This is a genomic window from Sporosalibacterium faouarense, from assembly GCF_016765695.1.
Taxonomy (GTDB): domain Bacteria; phylum Bacillota; class Clostridia; order Tissierellales; family VENL01; genus Sporosalibacterium; species Sporosalibacterium faouarense.
Genome location: NZ_JAETGO010000059.1, coordinates 1 through 18992 on the forward strand (window position 1 = coordinate 1; position 18992 = coordinate 18992).

At 30.6% G+C, this 18992-nt stretch carries 18 protein-coding genes; 14 read left to right on the forward strand and 4 right to left on the reverse strand.

Annotated features, from left to right (window positions below; genetic code table 11):
• From JMO20_RS11295 to JMO20_RS11320, 6 genes are all read left to right on the forward strand, one after another.
• Positions 1-448 (forward strand): DUF4310 family protein (locus JMO20_RS11295; RefSeq protein ID WP_202709779.1); only part of this gene is annotated, 448 nt, incomplete at its 5' end.
• Between the two features lie 63 nt (positions 449-511).
• Positions 512-1624 carry a DgaE family pyridoxal phosphate-dependent ammonia lyase gene (locus JMO20_RS11300; RefSeq protein ID WP_202709780.1) on the forward strand — a complete coding sequence of 371 codons (1113 nt, stop codon included), beginning with the start codon at positions 512-514 and terminating at the stop codon, positions 1622-1624.
• 11 nt (positions 1625-1635) lie between these two features.
• On the forward strand, positions 1636-2388 hold the full coding sequence (gene dagF, locus JMO20_RS11305) for a 2-dehydro-3-deoxy-phosphogluconate aldolase (RefSeq protein WP_202709781.1): 753 nt from the start codon (positions 1636-1638) through the stop codon (positions 2386-2388).
• Positions 2389-2398: 10 nt separating this feature from the next.
• Entirely contained in the window at positions 2399-3220 is an 822-nt protein-coding gene (locus tag JMO20_RS11310; RefSeq protein ID WP_202709782.1) for a Cof-type HAD-IIB family hydrolase, read from the forward strand.
• Positions 3213-3476, forward strand: a complete 264-nt coding sequence (locus tag JMO20_RS11315; protein WP_202709783.1) for an HPr family phosphocarrier protein — start codon at positions 3213-3215, stop codon at positions 3474-3476. The genes JMO20_RS11310 and JMO20_RS11315 overlap by 8 nt, the downstream gene beginning before the upstream one ends.
• 368 nt (positions 3477-3844) lie before the next feature.
• A complete protein-coding gene (locus JMO20_RS11320) occupies positions 3845-4735 on the forward strand; it encodes a GNAT family N-acetyltransferase (RefSeq protein WP_202709784.1) in 891 nt (296 codons plus the stop codon).
• 522 nt (positions 4736-5257) lie between these two features.
• On the opposite strand, the gene nudC is transcribed toward JMO20_RS11320, so the two are convergent.
• Entirely contained in the window at positions 5258-6058 is an 801-nt protein-coding gene (gene nudC / locus JMO20_RS11325) for an NAD(+) diphosphatase (RefSeq protein WP_202709785.1), read from the reverse strand.
• 516 nt (positions 6059-6574) lie between these two features.
• Between nudC and JMO20_RS11330 the strand changes: the two genes are divergently transcribed.
• The 4 genes from JMO20_RS11330 (at position 6575) to JMO20_RS11345 (ending at position 11209) form a co-directional block, all read left to right on the forward strand.
• The gene (locus tag JMO20_RS11330; protein ID WP_202709786.1) at positions 6575-7444 is read left to right on the forward strand and encodes a helix-turn-helix domain-containing protein; all 870 of its coding nucleotides are present in this window, start codon (positions 6575-6577) and stop codon (positions 7442-7444) included.
• A 54-nt stretch (positions 7445-7498) separates the two neighbouring features.
• A complete protein-coding gene (locus JMO20_RS11335; protein WP_202709787.1) occupies positions 7499-8212 on the forward strand; it encodes a flavodoxin family protein in 714 nt (237 codons plus the stop codon).
• Positions 8213-8501: 289 nt separating this feature from the next.
• Positions 8502-9362: a damage-control phosphatase ARMT1 family protein gene (locus tag JMO20_RS11340; protein ID WP_202709788.1), complete on the forward strand. Its 861-nt coding sequence runs from the start codon at positions 8502-8504 to the stop codon at positions 9360-9362.
• Between the two features lie 86 nt (positions 9363-9448).
• Positions 9449-11209 carry a hypothetical protein gene (locus tag JMO20_RS11345; protein ID WP_202709789.1) on the forward strand — a complete coding sequence of 587 codons (1761 nt, stop codon included), beginning with the start codon at positions 9449-9451 and terminating at the stop codon, positions 11207-11209.
• Between the two features lie 333 nt (positions 11210-11542).
• Here JMO20_RS11345 and dmpI read toward each other — a convergent pair whose 3' ends face one another.
• Complete coding sequence (gene dmpI, locus JMO20_RS11350) at positions 11543-11731, reverse strand: 4-oxalocrotonate tautomerase DmpI (RefSeq protein WP_202709790.1); 189 nt, start codon at positions 11729-11731, stop codon at positions 11543-11545.
• A gap of 399 nt (positions 11732-12130) precedes the next feature.
• Between dmpI and JMO20_RS11355 the strand changes: the two genes are divergently transcribed.
• The 4 genes from JMO20_RS11355 to JMO20_RS11370 all read left to right on the forward strand — a co-directional run bounded on the left by JMO20_RS11355 (position 12131) and on the right by JMO20_RS11370 (position 16908).
• A complete protein-coding gene (locus JMO20_RS11355) occupies positions 12131-13051 on the forward strand; it encodes a helix-turn-helix transcriptional regulator (RefSeq protein WP_202709791.1) in 921 nt (306 codons plus the stop codon).
• Between the two features lie 73 nt (positions 13052-13124).
• Positions 13125-13388, forward strand: a complete 264-nt coding sequence (locus tag JMO20_RS11360; protein ID WP_202709792.1) for a zinc ribbon domain-containing protein — start codon at positions 13125-13127, stop codon at positions 13386-13388.
• 278 nt (positions 13389-13666) lie between these two features.
• On the forward strand, positions 13667-14353 hold the full coding sequence (locus JMO20_RS11365; RefSeq protein WP_202709793.1) for a TetR/AcrR family transcriptional regulator: 687 nt from the start codon (positions 13667-13669) through the stop codon (positions 14351-14353).
• Complete coding sequence (locus JMO20_RS11370; RefSeq protein ID WP_202709794.1) at positions 14350-16908, forward strand: PEP/pyruvate-binding domain-containing protein; 2559 nt, start codon at positions 14350-14352, stop codon at positions 16906-16908. Before JMO20_RS11365 ends, JMO20_RS11370 begins: the two co-directional genes overlap by 4 nt.
• Before the next feature lie 117 nt (positions 16909-17025).
• Here JMO20_RS11370 and JMO20_RS11375 read toward each other — a convergent pair whose 3' ends face one another.
• Complete coding sequence (locus tag JMO20_RS11375) at positions 17026-17835, reverse strand: alpha/beta fold hydrolase (RefSeq protein ID WP_202709795.1); 810 nt, start codon at positions 17833-17835, stop codon at positions 17026-17028.
• Between the two features lie 235 nt (positions 17836-18070).
• On the reverse strand, positions 18071-18841 hold the full coding sequence (locus JMO20_RS11380; RefSeq protein ID WP_202709796.1) for an IclR family transcriptional regulator: 771 nt from the start codon (positions 18839-18841) through the stop codon (positions 18071-18073).
• Positions 18842-18992 lie beyond the last annotated feature (151 nt).

The following is an 18992-nucleotide window of genomic DNA, read 5'->3' on the forward strand; positions in this document are numbered from 1 at the left end:
TGCAGCAGGGTTCTTAATCGCTAGAATTCTAGAAGGTCCTCTGGTAGGGGTACTTGATATTGGTGGTTCCTTGATGACTGGTGTTGGTATTGGTATTCCAGCCCTTATGTTAGCATCAGGAGTAAGAGCACCAATAGATAATTTCCTTTTATCTTTAATAACAGGAGCAGGCATAGGTTTAGTTATAGGTGGAGTTATTATATTAGTAAGAAAGCTTATGCCTCAAGGGATTGCATCATCAGGAACAAATATTATGATGGGTGCAGGTAATGCCACTGGTAGATATCTAGGGCCTCTAATTATAATATCTGCCATACAATATGGAATTCCTGCAGGAATTGGATCTTTTATAGGAGCAGCAATATTCTATAAGCTTGATAAGCCAATAGCCGGTGGAGCCATACTAGGAGCTATGATTCTTGCCAGTTTCTTTCCTGTAATAGCATAGTTGAAAAAGAAGAATTTGGAAGATTCCTTCCTGATTCTTCTCTTTATTTAAGGAGTGATAGTAATGAATATATATGAAAAAATAGACTTGAACAAAGTAATTAATGCCAGCGGAAAAATGACAGCTTTAGGAGTTTCGACAATAAAGGATAGTGTTGGAGATTATATGAAGGAAGCTGCCATGAGCTTTGTTAAGATAGAAGATTTAATAGAAAAGGCAGGAGAACTTATATCTAAGTATACTGGTGGAGAAGACTCATGTATTACTTTAGGAGCTTCAGCAGGAATTGCTATATCTGTAGCATCCTGCATATCTGGCAATGATATTTCTAAGATTGAAAAACTTCCAATAAGTGAAGGGCTAAAAAATGAGGTTATTATTCAAAAAGGACATGCAATAAACTTTGGTGCACCAGTAACTCAGATGATAAGATTAGGGGGTGGGTTGCCAATTGAAGTTGGACAGTCAAATAAAGTAAACCCATACCATATAGAAGAAGCAATTAACGAGAAAACAGCTGCACTTATATATATAAAATCCCATCATGCAGTTCAAAAGGGAATGACATCAATAGAAAATATGGTTAATATATCGAGAAAGTATGATATACCTCTAATTATTGATGCTGCTGCTGAGGAAGACTTAAAAAAATATATTTTACTTGGTGGGGACTTAGTGATATATAGTGGCGGAAAAGCAATTGAAGGTCCAACATCTGGATTCATTACTGGAAGAAAGGACTTAGTAAAATGCTGTCGTCTACAGTATAAGGGAATAGGTAGAGCCATGAAAATAGGAAAAGAAAATATAATGGGATTGCTAAAGGCTATAGAATTATATGATAAAAATGATAATAGCAAAGAGGTTGTAGGTCAGAGAGAAGCTATGGAATGGTTATCGGATGAAGTTAATCAAATACAAGGTTTAGTGGCATCCATAGTAAAAGATGAAGCTGGAAGAGAAATATATAGGTGTCAGATTAAGGTTGAAAAAGATATATTAGGTGTAGATGCAAATTACATAATAGAAAATCTTGAAGAAGGAGATCCATCTATTTATACAAGGAATCACTATGCAAATATAGGAATTATTAATGTGGATCCGAGGCCTCTTAAAAGGGGAGAAGAAAGAGTTATACTTGAGAGAATAAAGGAAATAGTTAAAGATATTAAATAGGAGGTAATAGAATGGAGCTTAATAATTATAGTTTCTATAAAGATAGAGTTGCAATAAATCTATTGGCAAAAAACTTAGAAAATGCCAAGGAGGTTACTAAGGTATTAGATAATAATGCTGTGATTGGAATATTGTCTAAAGATTTTGCCACTGTAGATGAAGGTATAGGCTATGTTAATACTTGGAAAAATGATATTTCAGTTATATCCATTGGATTAGGAGGGGGAGACCCTAATCAATGGAAGATGGCAGCAGATATAGCTGCAGCAACTGACCCTGGTCATGTCAATCAAGTATTTACTAGTGCAGGTTTTACAGCTGGACTTTTAGAAGGGAATGGGTGCACTAATACAGTAGTTAATGCTCTAGTAAGCCCAACTGGAGAAATTGGGAAGGTAAAAATCTCAACAGGACCAATAAGCTCTCTTGGAGAAGATGCTATTGTAGATGTTGATATTGCCCTTAAAATGTTGAAGGATGTAGGGGTTAACTCAATTAAATTCTTCCATATGAAGGGTAATAAGTATTTAGATGAGTTAGCTGAAGTAGTAAGGGCATGTGTTAGAGTAGAAATACCTATTATCGAGCCAACGGGAGGAATAACTGTTGATAATATTTTCGATATAGTTAAGGTGTGTGTGGATGCTGGATGTGAAAAAGTGATCCCCCATGTTTATAGTGCGGCTATTGATAAAGAAACAGGGCTTACTGATCCAGATATAGTAAAAGATCTATACAATGAGATAAAGAAGGTTTTTGAGTAGAGGTGGTAATGTGTCATCTTATAAATTAGTAGCTTTGGACATGGATGGAACCCTTCTAGATGATAATCTAGAAATATCTAAGAAAAATAAAGATAGTATAATTAATTTGGTGAATAAAGGGACCCATGTAATATTAGCAACGGGTAGAACATTTAAAGCTGCAAGTTTCTATGCAAAGGAACTTAATTTAGATATTCCAATAATCACTTATAATGGATCATTAATTAAAGAAGTAATTACGGAAAAGATTCTTTACTCAAGGCATATTTCAAACAATGTGGCAAGGGAAATATTGAAGGTAGGAGAAGAACTAGATGTATATATTAAAGTTTATATTGACGATGTCCTTTATATTGAAGGTGAAGTAGAAGAAGCAGTATCTTTTTCTCGAAATCACAGGATAGATTATAAGGTAATAGGGAAATTAAGTGAAAATATTAATAAAGATCCTTATATGATAGTATTTAAGGATGATACAAGGAAAATAAATAAGATTATAGAGTACTTAAAAAAATCTAAAGATTTACCGGTATCATTTACTTTGTCAACTCCCAACTCTTTGGAAATAATGGATAAAGGAGTATCAAAGGCAAATGCTTTAGAATACTTAACTAATAAATTAGGTATACAAAGCAATGAAGTTATAGCTGTAGGTAATAGTCTTAATGACTATGAAATGATATCATGGGCTGGATTAGGTATAGCCATGAAAAACTCAGATAAACAATTACTAGATAAATGGGATACTATTTCTAAATATGATAATAATGAAGATGGTATTTCTCATATACTGGCTGAAAAGTTCTATAAAGGAGGAATTAATTATGCATAAAATAGATGTAGTAGTCAAAAATGAAACAGGTTTACATGCAAGACCAGCCACTATATTTATAACAGAAGCTTCAAAATACAAATCAGATATAACGGTTGAAAAAGATGGAAAAGAGTATAGTGGTAAAAGTATAATAAGTATTCTTAGTATGGGAGCTGTTAAGGGAGATAAGTTGACCCTATCCATATCCGGGGAAGATGAGAAGAAGGCTGCTACTGAGTTGGAAGGGTTATTTATCGACGGACTTACAGAATAATAGTGGTTTGTATGAAGAGCATTGAAAAATATATAGTTAAAATGAAATAGATTAATTGTATTTAAACTAAAATCAGCTGTCTAACCGATGATTTTAAAATCATTGGGTAGACAGTATTTTTTTATTATAAAAATAAAATCAATGTTTAAAAAATCTTCTATTCTGGCTATAGCCAAGTTGAAAGAAAATATGGAACATATTGACAAATATTGTGGGACAGCCCCTTTTTATTATATATTTTATAAATAATATAGTGATTTAAAAAAGGTTTTAATAAATATATCAAGGTAGAAAACAAATATATCTAAAGTTGTAGTTTTTATTAAGTTAAAAAAAGTTTATAATATTCTTGAAGGGGGAGGTTATTTATGACGATTCAGTTTAGAAATTATACTACAGAAGCAGGTATTACAGATGATTACTTTAAAGTACGAGACTTTCTAGTAAAATTAAGATCTACAAACTTTACATATGCTAGATGGGATTGGATGACAACTCATGGCTACTTAGCAAAAGAAGCAGTAGGTAAGATTGGTTTATGGGAGGATTCTGATAGGATAATAGGAGTAGCAACCTTTGATTGTCAACCTGGAACTGCTTACTGTTTAACATATCCACAATATGATTACTTAAAAAAAGAGATGCTATTATATGCAAAAGACAGTCTATCTAAGGATGAGAAAGTTACCGTAGTAATCCCTGATACGGATAAGTATTTTCAAGATGTTGCAGCTGATCTTGGATTTATTGCCACCGAGGAAAAAGAAGGCGATGCAATTTTTTACTTAGATAAAACAAGTACAGAGTATTCATTGCCAGAAGGATTTAAAATAACCACTATGAAAGAAACTTACGATTTATATCAGTATTATCGAGTTTTATGGAAGGGATTTAACCACGAGCTAAATGGAGAAGGAAAATTTGTTTTTTCTAAGGAAAAAGAAAAAGAAGGAAATGCTCAGATGAAGCGTCCTAATGTTGATTTAGATCTAAAAATTGCCGTGGTAGCACCAGATGGAAACTTTGTATCCTATTGTGGAATGTGGTATGACAAGGAAAATGATTATGCTGTAATAGAACCTGTAGCAACAGACCCAGATTATAGAAGAATGGGACTAGGAAAGGCAGCAGTTCTTGAGGGAATACGCCGTGTTGGAGAGCTGGGGGCGAAAAAGGTTTTAGTAGGTTCGACCCAGCAATTTTACTACAATATTGGACTAAGGCCTTTTTCTACAGCTACTGAGTGGAGAATTAAGTAAAAAACAAATCCTTACTTATTGAATGATTTTAAATTATGTATTTAGATGAGAAAAGTGCATATTAAAGTTTTATGTAAGATTAGCTTTTATGGCTCAGGTATTCAGCCACTTTACTATTTAATTTAAGGAAAAAGTGACTAAATAAGTCGTTTTTATCTGGATGAAATCTTGTAAAAGTATATTTAAATTGTAAAGATTCAATTTCATCAAATAATTAATATCTAAGATATTATTAAATATATAACTAGTATAGAAGTTTTCTTAGACTAAAGACCGACGGAACTTTTGTTTATAAGGAGAGTACTTAATGAATGAGATTTGAACATAAAACAAGAAGGATTCTTAAAAAATAGCATGGAATATTTAGGCGATGACTTTTTGAGTATTAACTGGAATAATTTCTAAGAATTTATTCCAGTTAATACTCTTTTTCTTTGATTTTCTAGGTAACTAGATAGAGCGTTATATGACTTATATTAATATACAATATTATAGTACTACTCACTTAAACTATAGGTTGCTTTATCGATTTTTTAATACCCACTCAATTATTTTTCTTGCAAAGCTCAGTTTATATTCTGGTATATTTGGTAAATTATCTAATGAAAACCAATCGGCTGCTTCTATTTCATCATTATCAATTTTAATTTCTCCGGAAGAGTATTCTGCTATAAATCCAAGCATAAGTTTATCTGGAAAAGGCCATGGATGACTACCAAAATATTTAATATTCTTTATTTCAATTCCAACTTCTTCTTTAACTTCTCTTCTAACACAGGTCTCTATAAATTCTCCTGGGTCAATATGTCCAGATATAAGACTGTACATATTAGGGGTAAAGTGAGGTGAACGTGCTAAAAGAATTTTGTCATCTTTTAAAATAGCAACTATTATAGCGGGAGTTATCTTAGGATAAATAACATGTCCACAGTTTAAGCACTTTATATGAGTCTCTTTAGGCTCTAATTTTACCTTTGTTCCACAACAACCACAATATTTATTTCTATTTAACCAATTTAAGAAATGCAAGGCACGTAGAGTAAGAAAGAATATATTTTCTTCAAGTTCACCATATGCTTCGCTTATGTGTTTTAAAAAGAAGTTTTCAACAGGATTTATTGTAGATACATTTGTAGCATAGTAATCAATATCATCTAAGGTTCCTATATAAATAATATTAGATACATCAATACCAAGTTTCTCAGCTTCATTAATTAATGGAAATTGAGTACGACCTTCACTTTTCTTAAATAAAAGTTGATTTTTATTAAATACAATACAATATGAAAGTTTATTAGAAGTACTTATAGATCTATCATTCATTTTAGCTTTCCCCCATAACAATTAAAATTTAAATCATAAAAATTGTACCATATTTTAAAATAATTACCAAATAAAACTATATATGAATTTATTTTATCTTTATTATGTTTCTTTGATAGAGATAAAAGTGTAAATATAGATAAAATGGTAATCTAATTGAACAGTAAAAGTTGATGTTATACGCATTAGAAATCTTTTAGATATTTTCTTTTGATTTCAGTGTACTGGTTGTATGAATAATGAATGCCTCCTAAGCTGAGTAGTAAAAAAACGTTAAATATCTTATATTGTGATATAATAAGCTATGGAAATCCCGTTATGTAAGGGAATTTGATAAGGAATTTGAAAATGATATTTCGAAATCTACTTGAAATAAAATAATTAAAATGAAATATGCTAACTTCGTGACGGATGAGCAGTTATCTGAGTTAAATAATTAATGGAGTTTTAGGTGATTTGATTTAAGGAGTTTTGTATAAATGATTGTTTGTTTTGGAACTAATAGGAGTTAATTATATGGATTATATTAAAATGATAGAAAGTATTATTAAATATATTGAAGAAAATTTAGAGGAAGAATTAAGATTAGAAGAACTTGCACAGAAATGCTATTTATCTAAATATTACTTTCATCGAATTTTCTCGGCTGTTATGGGATGCTCTTTGAAAGAGTACATTAATCAACGTCGATTAAATAAAGCATTATCCTATGTATTAGATACTTCTAAATCTATAGTAGAGATTGCCTATAAATTACAATTTGGATCTCAAGCCTCTTTTACTCGGGCTTTTAAAAACAAATTTGGATTTCCACCAGGTCGAGTACGTAAAGAATCAGAGGGGTTAAAACCTTCTCCTATTCCATTGGTAGTCAGAAGAGTAATGAAGAACTTTAATAGTGATGTAGTTACTGACTTTACATTTGTTGAGAAAGAAAGAGAAGTCCTAACAGGTTTTTATATGGATGTAGATTTATTAGATGAAGACATTCAATACAAAGTAAATAGTAAGGCTGAAAATCTTCTGAAGTCTATAAAGTCTAGTGAAGCATATAATGCTTTTGCAGTCTATTTTTATGATGAAGATAAAAAGAAAAAAAGTTGTATTCCAACGTTTTTCGGAATTGATTTAGAATCGAAAAATCAAAACTTAAATTGGCAGACATATGAGATACCAAGTATGCTTTATGCAAAATTTCGATATGTAGGTGATTTGCTGTATATAGGTGATACTGTTGTTACAGATTTAAAAAGATGGATGAAGATATCTAAAATTGAAATGATTGAAACGGAAATATCTTTTATACAAGCCTATGATAAGGAATACGACGAAAATGGTTTGTTTAATATTTATCTACCAATTGGAGAAATACCGCAAGAAATGTAAAGAATAGATACCTCCTTTAAATTATACTAAGAGTAGAAAAAAGGAGGTTATCATATGAAAATCGTTGCATATAATGGAAGTCCAAAGGGAAAAAATAGCGTGACTCATCTTATGCTTGAGGAAGTATTAAAAGGAGCTAGAGAGAAAGGTGCAGAGACTGTTAACTATACGCTCTCAGAGAAGAATATCAAGCATTGTAAGGGATGTTTTCATTGTTGGTTTGTGGAGAAAAACAAATGTATTCTAAATGATGATATGGAAGAGGCTATGTCTCATTTTGAGGATCTTGATATCCTTATATTAGGTACTCCACTTTATTTTGATAATGTATCTGGGATGCTAAAGGTATTTTTAGATAGGTGTATTGCCTATGGGTCATACTTTATAGAAAAAGATGAACATGGAGAAAGTAAGCACATTGATGCCTATAAGGAAAAGCATAATGGGAAGCCAGCTCCCAAAATTGTTATAATTAGCAACGGAGGATTTGGAGAAAAAAGTCAGTTTCAAGCTTTAGAGTTTATGATGAATCGAATGGCAAGAAATATGAGTTCAGAGGTTATTGCAAAAATATTTAGAGGACAGGGTCCTTTACTAGGCATGAAGGATGAAAAGTTGAGGCCAATTATTGATGATTATCGAAAATTGCTTCAACAGGCTGGTAGAGAAATAGTTATGGATAAATGCATTAGTATAGAAACACAAGAAAAGTTAGATATTCCACTTATACCTGTGGATATATATAACCAACAGATTAATAATAGATAAAGAATAAAGATGTATGGAAACTTAAGGGTTGCTCTAGTAGGATTAGTAGAGGCGATATTATCAATGATCTTCCTATATTATTATTTTATTCTGTTATCTAAAGTTAAGTAGCAAATTGTATTAAATTTAATTGTAGGATTTTAAAGCTATGAATTTTAACAATATAATAATAAGTATAGGTTATTAGGTAAATGAGAAAATTGCGTATTAAAATCTTAAGTAAAAATATATTTAATTTGTAAATATGCAATTTCCTCAAATACTAAAATACTTTTAAGGAGGAGGTTATATGAAAATATCACATCAATGTATTCATTGTCTTGCTAGACAAGCTATAGAAATAGCAGAAGAAGCTACAAGTGATAAAAAAGTGCAAGAGAAGATTATAAGAAAGTCTCTAGAGGAATTAGGGAAAATAGAATTTCATGAGACAGCCCCAGAGATAGCCTTTAGAATGCATCAGCATACTAAGAGTATTACTGGTATTGATGATCCTTATAAAAAATTGAAGGAGCAGTATAACGAAATTGCTGAAGAGATTTACGAAAGGATTATTGAAGAAAAATGGTTAGATAATGCAGATGATAGATTCGATATGGCGTGTAGACTTGCTATTGCAGGAAATATTATAGACTTTTCTGTTGGGCTTGAGTTAGAGTATGATGATATTGTTAAGTCGGTTGAGGACAGCATCAAACATGAGATATATGGCTCAGGATCATCTTCCCTAAAAGAAGCAGTAGGAAGGGCAAAGAAGATTATGTTTATTGCCGATAATGCCGGTGAAATTATATTTGATAAATTTTTACTAGAAGAGCTTCCGATGGATAAGGTTACCTATGCAGTAAAAGGAAGCCCAATAGTTAATGATGCTACTATGCAAGATGCAATAAGTTCAGGTGTTGTGAACTTAGTAAAAGTTATTGATAATGGACATTCTGCTCAAGGAACTATATTAAAAGATTGCTCAAGTGAATTTATAAATGCATTTAATGAAGCAGATCTTATCATAAGTAAAGGACAAGCTAATTTTGAAACATTAAGCGATATTAAAGACAAGCCTATTTTCTATTTATTAAGAGCAAAATGTGGCTCAGTTGCTTCTGCCATCGGATGCCAACGAATGGATTATGTTCTTACATGTTTATAATTAGTCTTGCTGCATATGGCAAAATATGTAATACTGATAATGGAAAGATAATAAATAGTATTATTGACTATCAAAAGGAGTAAATTATGAAGAAAATAATCTGTATAATTATAAGTATAGTATTACTTGGTGGCGTAATAAGCTGTGATAATGAAACCAGTAAAGCTGAAATTGAGAACAATGTTACTGATAACTTGGAAAATAATGATAATATTATATTGCCATTATCAATTACTAAAGCTGCAATTGATATGAATAATGATGGAAAGAATGAAACCATTAGAGTTGTTTTATTAAATGGAGTAAAGCTTGAAAATAATAAATATAAAGGGAATTTTGCACTGGAACTATTAGATGAAAAAGGGAATAAATCATTTCAAATAAACATTAATGGAAATTCAGATATTATATTAGAGAAAAATTTTGATATAAAGTTTAAAGATTATAATGGAGATGATATTTTAGACTTTAACATAGGGTATTCTAGTTTAGTAGAAGAAAAAGAATATCTCTATCATTTTTATACAATCAATAAAGAAGGAAAATTAGAAGAATTAAATATAAATGGCAATGACACTGTTTTAGAAAGTTGTGAGAAAGGATATTCTTATGATTTTAAAATAAACACTAATGATACTTTTTTCACATATGATTATGATGGAGAAAGATATGTATATAAGCATTATAGATGGGAAGATGACAACTTTATAGTCGCTAATTATATATATAGTCCAATTGATATTAAAGATATAAATGAAGATTCTATAAAAGAGAAAATAGATGAAATAGTATCTTCATCAAATATTACAGAGGAAAAAGATATATTAGACAGTTATGAAAAACAATATAATTGGCTTTTAGAGCATTCGGCTGAAACAAAAATATACTTATTTATGAAGGCAAGTAATGAATATGAACATAGGAAAATTGAAGGATTATTGTATAGTAAAATTGGACAACTTGAAAGAATTAATACTCATTTTGATGAGTACTTTAATATTAATGACATAAGAGAATGTTTAATTAGAGATATTAAGCAGTTGGAATCACCCTATGGAAAAGATGATTATAAATATTCAGAGTATACTTGGGAAGTGGGAAATAAAAATTATAAGGTACTGGCAGGGAGTTTTCATTTGGATAGCTTTGTTTTCTTGTTTAATCAATCTGGACAATATTTAGATGGATACATGTGGACTAATAAGACCAGAGACGAAGTTAATGTAGTTTTTAGAGATAAACAGAACTATATTACAGTATCGCCGATTAGGATGGCATATGGTACAGGAATATCACAATTTGGTGGTCAATGGTTTGAGATTTATAAGGATAAATTGTTGAAATCTTTTGAACATCCTATAAAAGGCTACAGTTCCCCACCATACACTTTAGGATATACTCAGAGATACAAAATAATAAATGAAAGCTATGATAATAAAACAGGAGATTTTAGAGCTACCTATAAATTAGGACTTGGGCTATATGGAACTGATAAATTGATTGGTATAGAAAAGATTATAAATTATCATTGGAATACAGATACAGAGAAATTTCAATATGCTGACTATGATATTCATGATCAATTGTACACATTATTATTTGTGCAAGGAATTGAAGATGATATATTAAATGAGAACCTTAAAGAAATCGAATTGATTATAGAAAAACCAGGAGAACGTAAAGAGGAGAATATGAAAGAAACAACAATATTTTTAACGAAATGTAGTAGCAGTGAAACTAGAGATGAACTTTTGAAGAAAATATATACGTGGTTTATAAGTAATAAAGACTTGGGAAATAGTGAGGAATTTATTAAAATTATAAAAGAGAAAATCTCAATTAATTAGTATAATAAATTCGATAATGAATAAAAAAGCTAACTTTATTGTTACGGAGATAATCAAATATAATACTATATGAAGACTAGTTGAAAAGGTTTTACATGAATATGATTACTACAAAACTATTACTAGTCTCTCAAAACTTCCTTTGGCAATGTACTCATAACAAAACTCCTTTCTGGTTTAATTATTCCTAAATTATCGCCAGAAAGGAGAGTTTTTTTCTTAGAGAACAGATTTTTTCACAATATCTTTTGCAATTTTGCTTTTCATGTTTAATCAAACTTTTTTGATTTTCAACCTGAAATATTCATTGATTACTGATTTGTTATGTAAGTATTATTTGTGTCTATCTGATAGTAGTGTAGTTCCATTTCCTATGTTGTCAAAATCATTCTCTCTAATAATTGTAACAACAGCTTGTTCAGGAACGTTAAGTATTTCGCTTACATTTGTAGCCAATGCCTTTACTAGGTTAGCCTTTTGTTCTTTGGTCATTTTGGGACCGTCAAGTGTAATAACTGGCATTATTTTCACCTCCTAGTAATTCTTTTTTTATGAAAACTTATGTAAAGTTTTTTGAAAATTAATCATGGGATTGATGCTTTATTTTAAGAGTATCAGTATAAAAGAAAGGTTGATTCTTTTATATTTTCTACTATTAAAGGCATTGTAGTTTATCCTAAAATAGTTGCAATCGCAACTATATTATAGCGCAAAATAGTTGCAATTGCAACTATTTTATGTCTCCAAGGATGGAATGAAATTTAACTGTCATTTTTTTGTGGTTTTCTCAATTGACCATTTTATTTTAAATTTGAACAATTGGCATATGATATAATAAAAAATATAAGAAATAAGTGAAATCTTGGACTGAAACAATGTATTTTTAGGCATGTATAGACTATAAAAAGTAGGAGAGATGTTATGAGAATAGATAGGCTATTTTCAATTTTAGTTATACTCTTAAATAAAAGTATTATAACTGCAAAGGAGCTAGCTGATAGGTTTGAAGTATCTACGAGGACAATTTATAGAGATATTGATACTTTATCATCGGCAGGCATACCAATATACGCAAATAGAGGTAGTGGAGGAGGCATATCTCTACTAGATAGCTATACAATTAATAAAACTATGATTTCTGAAAAAGATAGCGAAGGATTATTAGTTGCATTAAAAACACTTAAAGTAACTAAATATCCAGATATTGATGAGATTACTAACAAATTATCTTCACTGTTTCAAAATATAGGCGTTAACGATTGGATCCAGGTGGATTATTCACAGTGGGGTGCATCTAAAGAAAGTATAAGTAGGTTTAGTGAAATAAAAGAATCCATACTAAATAATCAATTAATTTCTTTTGTATACTTTAACTCCTATGGTGAAAAAAGCAAACGTAAAGTTAATCCTATCAGACTTATATATAAAGGACAGGCATGGTATTTATGGGCATTTTGTGAATTGAAGAAAGACTTTAGGTTGTTTAAGATAAACAGGATAAAAGAATTAGACATTATTGATGAGTACTTTAAAAGAGAAGAACTATCCCAATTAGAGAATTATAATTATGAAACACATGATAATAAGTCGAGAAGAAATGTTGAATTGAAATTAAGATTTAATCGCAGTATAATTTATCGTTTATATGATCATTTTGAAGAGACTGATTTGGTAAATAATGATGATGGAACATATCAATTAGAGGTTTGTTACCCAGAAGGGGAGTGGATTTATTCATTTTTACAATCTTTTGGTGATAGTGTAGAGGTAATATCCCCTCAGTATGTTAGAGAGGAATTAATATATCGGTTAGAACAGAATCTAAAAAAGTATAAGAAATAATCTATATATGACATGCAGTTGTCAAGTTCCCTTTGATACCATTATGTTATCAAAGTTTAAAGGAGTGGGTTTTATGGATTATGATACAAAATATTGTCAGAGCTGTGGAATGCCTATAGAAGGCAAAGAAATACTTGGTACTAATAAGGATGGAAGTAAAAACAAAGATTACTGCATGTATTGCTATGAAAATGGTGGCTTTAAAGCTGATATGACAATGGATGAAATGATAAAGGATTGTATACCGCACATGATAAAAGCTAATCCTAAAATAAGCAAAGAAGAAGCTAGAGAAAGCATGAGAAAATTTTTTCCAACATTAAAAAGATGGCAATAAGTATAGAAATAGTAGACATTATTTGACTAGAATGGTTTGTAAGTAAGTGTTCAAGAGAAATATATAATATTATAAAGTTAACAGCAACTATGTAAAGTTTAAAGACTCTACATGGTTGCTGTTTTTATTATTATTAAGATAGACACAATTAGAAGAAATGAAGATTTAAACTATCCAATATGAAATTAGTAGTCAAAATCTTATTGACAGCAATTGGAATATAGAGGTATAATAAAAGAAACCGACGGTCGGTCTGTAGAAAGGAGTGAAGTTTACTAATGAATCTAAAAGATAAGATTATTAAAGTGGCATATGAATTATTTTCTAGTAAAGGATATGAAAAAACAACAATTGGAGAAATAATCAAGCAAGCAGAATGTTCAAAGGGTGGTTTTTATCATCACTTTAAATCAAAAGAAGAAATTCTCGAAGTAATAGTATCCAACTATGTAGATACATTGTCAGAATTATTCAATGATATTATTTCAAATGATGAGGATTCATTTATTACAAAGTTCAATGCTATCTTTGGGGTAATTAATGAATACAAATTGAATCAAATAAAAGAATGGTCTAAGGTAAATAACGTTTTCTATTTTATAGGTAATGATAAGATACTCAGACAATTGGAAAAACAGTTTAAAGAGGTTACAACTAGAACTTATCTTGATGTAATTCAGCACGGGAAAAGACAAGGGATAATAAAAGCTGAATATCCAGAATTACTGGCAGATTTATGTACTAGAGAGGTATTGTGGATTTATGAAGCAGCAGCAAAGGCAATTAAAAATGAAAATTACTATAAAGACGAAAATATGTTTATTCAATTATTAAATTTTAGCGAAAATTTAATTAGTAATGCATTGGGATTAGAAAAGCGAGAGGTTAACTTTAAAGACGTAGCATTAGCATATCTTCATAATGGTAGAGGATATTATCTAGCTCATAAGGAGGAGTTACGATGATAAAATGGTTTAGTGATATTAATGAGAAGGATTTTAATCTAGTTGGAGGAAAAGGATTCAATCTGAGTAAAATGTTTAACTACGGAATAAAAGTGCCTAATGGATTTGTAGTTACTTCAATAGCTTATGACTCTTATGTTAAGGAGAATCGGCTAAAGCAGAAAATTGATACTATATTAAATGATAAAAATTCAACTGCAGGCAAAGCTCAAAAAATAAAATCACTATTTACTATTGAAGATTTCCCTCAGAATTTAAAAGAACAAATTTTTTCTGAAATGAACAAGATAACAAGTGGACGAGTTGCTGTTAGAAGCAGCTCAACTGTAGAAGATTTACCTGGCATGAGCTTTGCTGGGCAGTATAGCAGCTACCTTAATGTAACAGCAGCCGATGTGATAGAAAAAGTAGTACTATGTTGGAAATCATTATGGAACGAGAGGGCTATAGATTATAGGGCAAAATATAATGTGACTAATGAATTTTCTCATGGTGTTGTAATTCAAGAAATGATAAATTCTAGGTTAGCAGGGGTGATTTTCACAGCGAATCCTATAAACGGAATTAGAAACGAGATTTTTATAAATGCATCATATGGACTTGGTGAAGCAATAGTTAGTGGTGAAGTGAATCCCGATCAATACACAGTAAGCAAGAAAAACGGAAAAGTCTTAAAAAATGAAATTACTACGAAAGAAATATTATGTAAGTATTCAAACAATGGAATAGAATATGTTCCTGTTGATGAAGCAAGTAAGGAAATCAGCTCCTTGAAAGAAAATCACATAAAAGCAATTGTTAACGCATCTATTAAAGTTGAAGATTATTATGGTAAGCCTCAAGACATTGAGTTTGCATTTAATGAGATGGATGAAATGTTCATTGTTCAATCAAGGGATATTACCACATTATTTCCTATAGATAACTTTGAACAAGACGGCAAATTAAGGGCTCATCTTTCGGCAGGAACGGTTTTACTAGGTATGAAAGAGCCATTTACACCACTGGGATTCGATATGTTTAGCCAAATGTTCCCTACTATTATTAATGTTATGACCCATAAAAAGAAGCCTCTTGATAATAGTTTTGTTAAATATGCTGGTGGGAGGCTTTATATAGATATTACTTACTTATTAGCTAGTAAGTTTGTATCTAAACAATTCGCAAGCGCATTTTCTGGCAATGATCTGCCGCTTAAAGATGTAATGAACAAAGTAATTGATAAGCATGGTAAAAAATTCAGAAATCAAGGAATAAAATTTAAGTTCCCTTGGGGGGCTCTCAAATATGGTTTTAGTATGATAGGAAGTATGATGGAAATAAGAAAGATCCCAAATGAAGAACGTTATGATGCTATAATCCAAATTGGAGAAGAGGTATATCAAAAGTGGACTAAAATCTCTGAGAATCTTAAAACCCTTGAAGAAAAAATAGACTTTATAGATAAATGTATGGCCGAAGCATTTATTTTATCTCAAAAGCAAGGGCTTTACTGCACAGAGATGAACGATATTGTCAAGATAGAAAAAATAGTAAAAAAAATGTATGGTGATCGTTTTAATATGGAACTACTTATTCATTCTCTGCCAAGATGTATCACTCAAGAATTGTCTATTAAGATGAATCTTGCAGCTAAATATTTTAATGAGAATAATCTTACACCGAAGGGAGATCACCCTAAAGTAAAAGATATTCTCGATAAATTTGGACATAGAAGTAATATAGAGTTAGATTTTGGTACTCAACGATGGGCAGAAAATCCTGAATTTATAATAAATCAAATCAAGTCTTATATGGTTGATAGAATGTATGAAAGAAATCTAGATGATATTATTGAAAAGAAAAGAAGAGCTGAAGCATTGATTGAAGAGATATATCGAGTAGTTAAAAGAGATAAAGGGAAGAGAAAGGCTGAGAAACTTAAAAAACGTATGATAGATTATCGTATGGCAGCAGGTATGAGGGAATATCCTAAATTTGATATTGTAAGAATTATGGGTATAGCTAGGAAAGTTATGTTAGAACTAGGGGAGGAATTGGCAAAAGAAGGACTTATAAATAATAAAGAAGATATATTCTTTTTATTTAAAGAAGAAATTTTAAGAAAGGAAAACTTGAAGGATAGGGTAGAAAAAAATAAAAACTTTTATCAAAAAGAAATGACAAGAACAAGTATTCCAAGAATAGTTTTAAATACTGGAGAGACTCATTATTCAGCTCAAAAAATTAATCCAAATAGTAAGGTGATTCAGGGTATGCCATTATCACCAGGAATCTATGAAGGTACTATAAGGGTGGTATTTGACCCAATTAACAATGATCTTCAAGAAGGAGAGATAATGGTTACAGAAAGTACAAATCCAGCTTGGACACCGCTTTTTGCAACTGCAAAAGGGTTAATAATGGAATATGGAGGACCGGTTAGCCATGGTGGCATAGTAGCTAGAGAATACGGTATTCCAGCAGTTGTCGGTATACCATCTGCTTCAAGCAGACTAAAGGATGGTCAGAGAGTAAGGATTAATGGAGAAACTGGTGTTGTTGAGATCTTATAAAAACAAATTTAACTTATGAATATATGAATTTTTAATTTAATAAAAACACTATATATTATGAAAAGAGATGGATTTCGTTGATTATACACTTATGAACGCAAGCCATCTCTATTTTATTCAACCAATGAATCGAGCTAATTCGCTATTAAACTTATGACGCTGTTCGTAGAAGGCTCCATGACCACTATATTTAAAAGGGATAAGCCTTGAATTTTTAATTCCCTGATTTTGTGCAATAGCTAATGGATATAAGCAGACTCTGTCATGAATACCATGGATAATCAATGTAGGTACGGTTATTTTGCCAAGATCTGAAAATAGTCCTTCGTCTCTAAGTGTAATTAAGGATTCGGCTGTTGACCAACCAGCTGCATCTAATCCTAATTGAAATAACCAGTCTGAAATGGGGTTAGATACATTTTGAAAGAAAAACATGTTTCCAAATTCTCTTAGTAATTTAGGACGGTCATTATAAGCTTCATTAATAAACTTATTTACTGCTTCCAGGGATAACCCGTATGGGAAATTTGGTCTCATAGTAAAACTAGGTGCAGCAGCACCAAAAAGTGCGAGCTTTGATACTCCATACTCATTATGACGAGCCATGTATCGAATTACAATTGCTCCTCCCATAGAATGACCTGCTAGTGTGAAATTTCGTAGATTAAGTGATTCAACGACACAACGAATATCATCGGCTAGTCTATTGTAATCATAGCTTCTCCATGGTTTATCAGAATTTCCAAAGCCTCTAGTATCCATTCCAATACATCTATATCCTAGCTTGGGTAGCTGGTCAAACTGATATTCGTAGGCCTTGTGACTCAAAGGCCAGCCATGGATGAATAAAATGGTTTTCCTACCTAAAGGATTAATATCCCTTACAAAGACGTTAACATCCGATTCAACTTCTATATAATGCTCCATTTTACACCTCCAGTAAAAAAATCATTATCATAATATAATATTCCTATAGAGTTAGTCTGTGCATATTAATTTGTGTTAGATTAAAAATCAGTTTGATACTTAATATAAAGTACAAAGGAATAGAGTATAGAAAAATGATTTATTTAGAGGTGTAGTTATAAAGGTGTGATAAAGATAGTTTTATTAATTGTAATAGACAGTATATATCTAGAATGAGCATTATAGAATAACTATGCTATAATAGACTATCAGTATCTAAATATTGAACTAAATCTGATAGCATATCACATGATAATTTAAGTTCCTTTTCAATCATTTCAAGACCTTTATATTCTAGTCTTGTTTTTGGACCACTTACACTTATGGCTGCAATTACTCCATCTTCATGATATATCGGAGCTGCAATACAAAATAGTCCGTATTCATATTCTTCATTATCGTATGCTAGTCCATTAGCTTTTATTGAGTCTAACTCTTTGGTAAAACCTTCATAAGTTGTAAGAGAATACATTGTTCTCTTTGAACAGTTTTCACTACTAAAATATTTCTTTAATTCCTCTTCAGATTTAGCGCTTAAAAATACTTTTCCAGAAGAAGAGCAATTTAGAGGGCTTATTGGGGTAAGTTTTGAAACTAATGTAAAATTATCATTTGAAGATTTATAAATATTAAGAGAATTTCCTTGATACTCTATATTTAGGTTTACACTCTCTCCAATCCTCTCTGATAAAGCGTTAATAATTGGCTTTGATATTCCTATTAAAGATAAATTAGATGAAACCTTAGCACCGTATTTTATTAAAATCTTACCAAGTTTATAATTATCTGTATTATATTGTTTTTCAACTATATTCCACTTCTCTAATGTTACAAGAATTCTAAAAGCAGTTGCTTTTGGCATTTGCAAATCATTGGATATTTTACTCACACCAATTGGTTTATCAGAATTGTATAGATAATCTAATATTTCCCCAGCACGATCTATCATAGTATTGATGTTATTCATAAAAACACTCCTTACTAAAGTGAATTATTCTATATTTAGGACTTAAAAATCATAAAAATAAGGCTTAAAACGTTTATACAGATATAATTATAACATAATGGATCAACACTTGCTTAAATAATAGACAGTTCTTATTTATAATACACAAAAA

Bases quoted from the DNA above. Each gene is read 5' to 3' on its own strand.
- JMO20_RS11300 (WP_202709780.1), top strand. From the start codon at position 512: ATGAATATATATGAAAAAATAGACTTGAACAAAGTAATTAATGCCAGC.
- dagF (WP_202709781.1), top strand. From the start codon at position 1,636: ATGGAGCTTAATAATTATAGTTTCTATAAAGATAGAGTTGCAATAAAT.
- JMO20_RS11315 (WP_202709783.1), top strand. From the start codon at position 3,213: ATGCATAAAATAGATGTAGTAGTCAAAAATGAAACAGGTTTACATGCA.
- JMO20_RS11320 (WP_202709784.1), top strand. From the start codon at position 3,845: ATGACGATTCAGTTTAGAAATTATACTACAGAAGCAGGTATTACAGAT.
- nudC (WP_202709785.1), bottom strand. From the start codon at position 6,058: ATGAATGATAGATCTATAAGTACTTCTAATAAACTTTCATATTGTATT.
- JMO20_RS11330 (WP_202709786.1), top strand. From the start codon at position 6,575: ATGGATTATATTAAAATGATAGAAAGTATTATTAAATATATTGAAGAA.
- JMO20_RS11335 (WP_202709787.1), top strand. From the start codon at position 7,499: ATGAAAATCGTTGCATATAATGGAAGTCCAAAGGGAAAAAATAGCGTG.
- JMO20_RS11340 (WP_202709788.1), top strand. From the start codon at position 8,502: ATGAAAATATCACATCAATGTATTCATTGTCTTGCTAGACAAGCTATA.
- JMO20_RS11345 (WP_202709789.1), top strand. From the start codon at position 9,449: ATGAAGAAAATAATCTGTATAATTATAAGTATAGTATTACTTGGTGGC.
- dmpI (WP_202709790.1), bottom strand. From the start codon at position 11,731: ATGCCAGTTATTACACTTGACGGTCCCAAAATGACCAAAGAACAAAAG.
- JMO20_RS11355 (WP_202709791.1), top strand. From the start codon at position 12,131: ATGAGAATAGATAGGCTATTTTCAATTTTAGTTATACTCTTAAATAAA.
- JMO20_RS11360 (WP_202709792.1), top strand. From the start codon at position 13,125: ATGGATTATGATACAAAATATTGTCAGAGCTGTGGAATGCCTATAGAA.
- JMO20_RS11365 (WP_202709793.1), top strand. From the start codon at position 13,667: ATGAATCTAAAAGATAAGATTATTAAAGTGGCATATGAATTATTTTCT.
- JMO20_RS11370 (WP_202709794.1), top strand. From the start codon at position 14,350: ATGATAAAATGGTTTAGTGATATTAATGAGAAGGATTTTAATCTAGTT.
- JMO20_RS11375 (WP_202709795.1), bottom strand. From the start codon at position 17,835: ATGGAGCATTATATAGAAGTTGAATCGGATGTTAACGTCTTTGTAAGG.
- JMO20_RS11380 (WP_202709796.1), bottom strand. From the start codon at position 18,841: ATGAATAACATCAATACTATGATAGATCGTGCTGGGGAAATATTAGAT.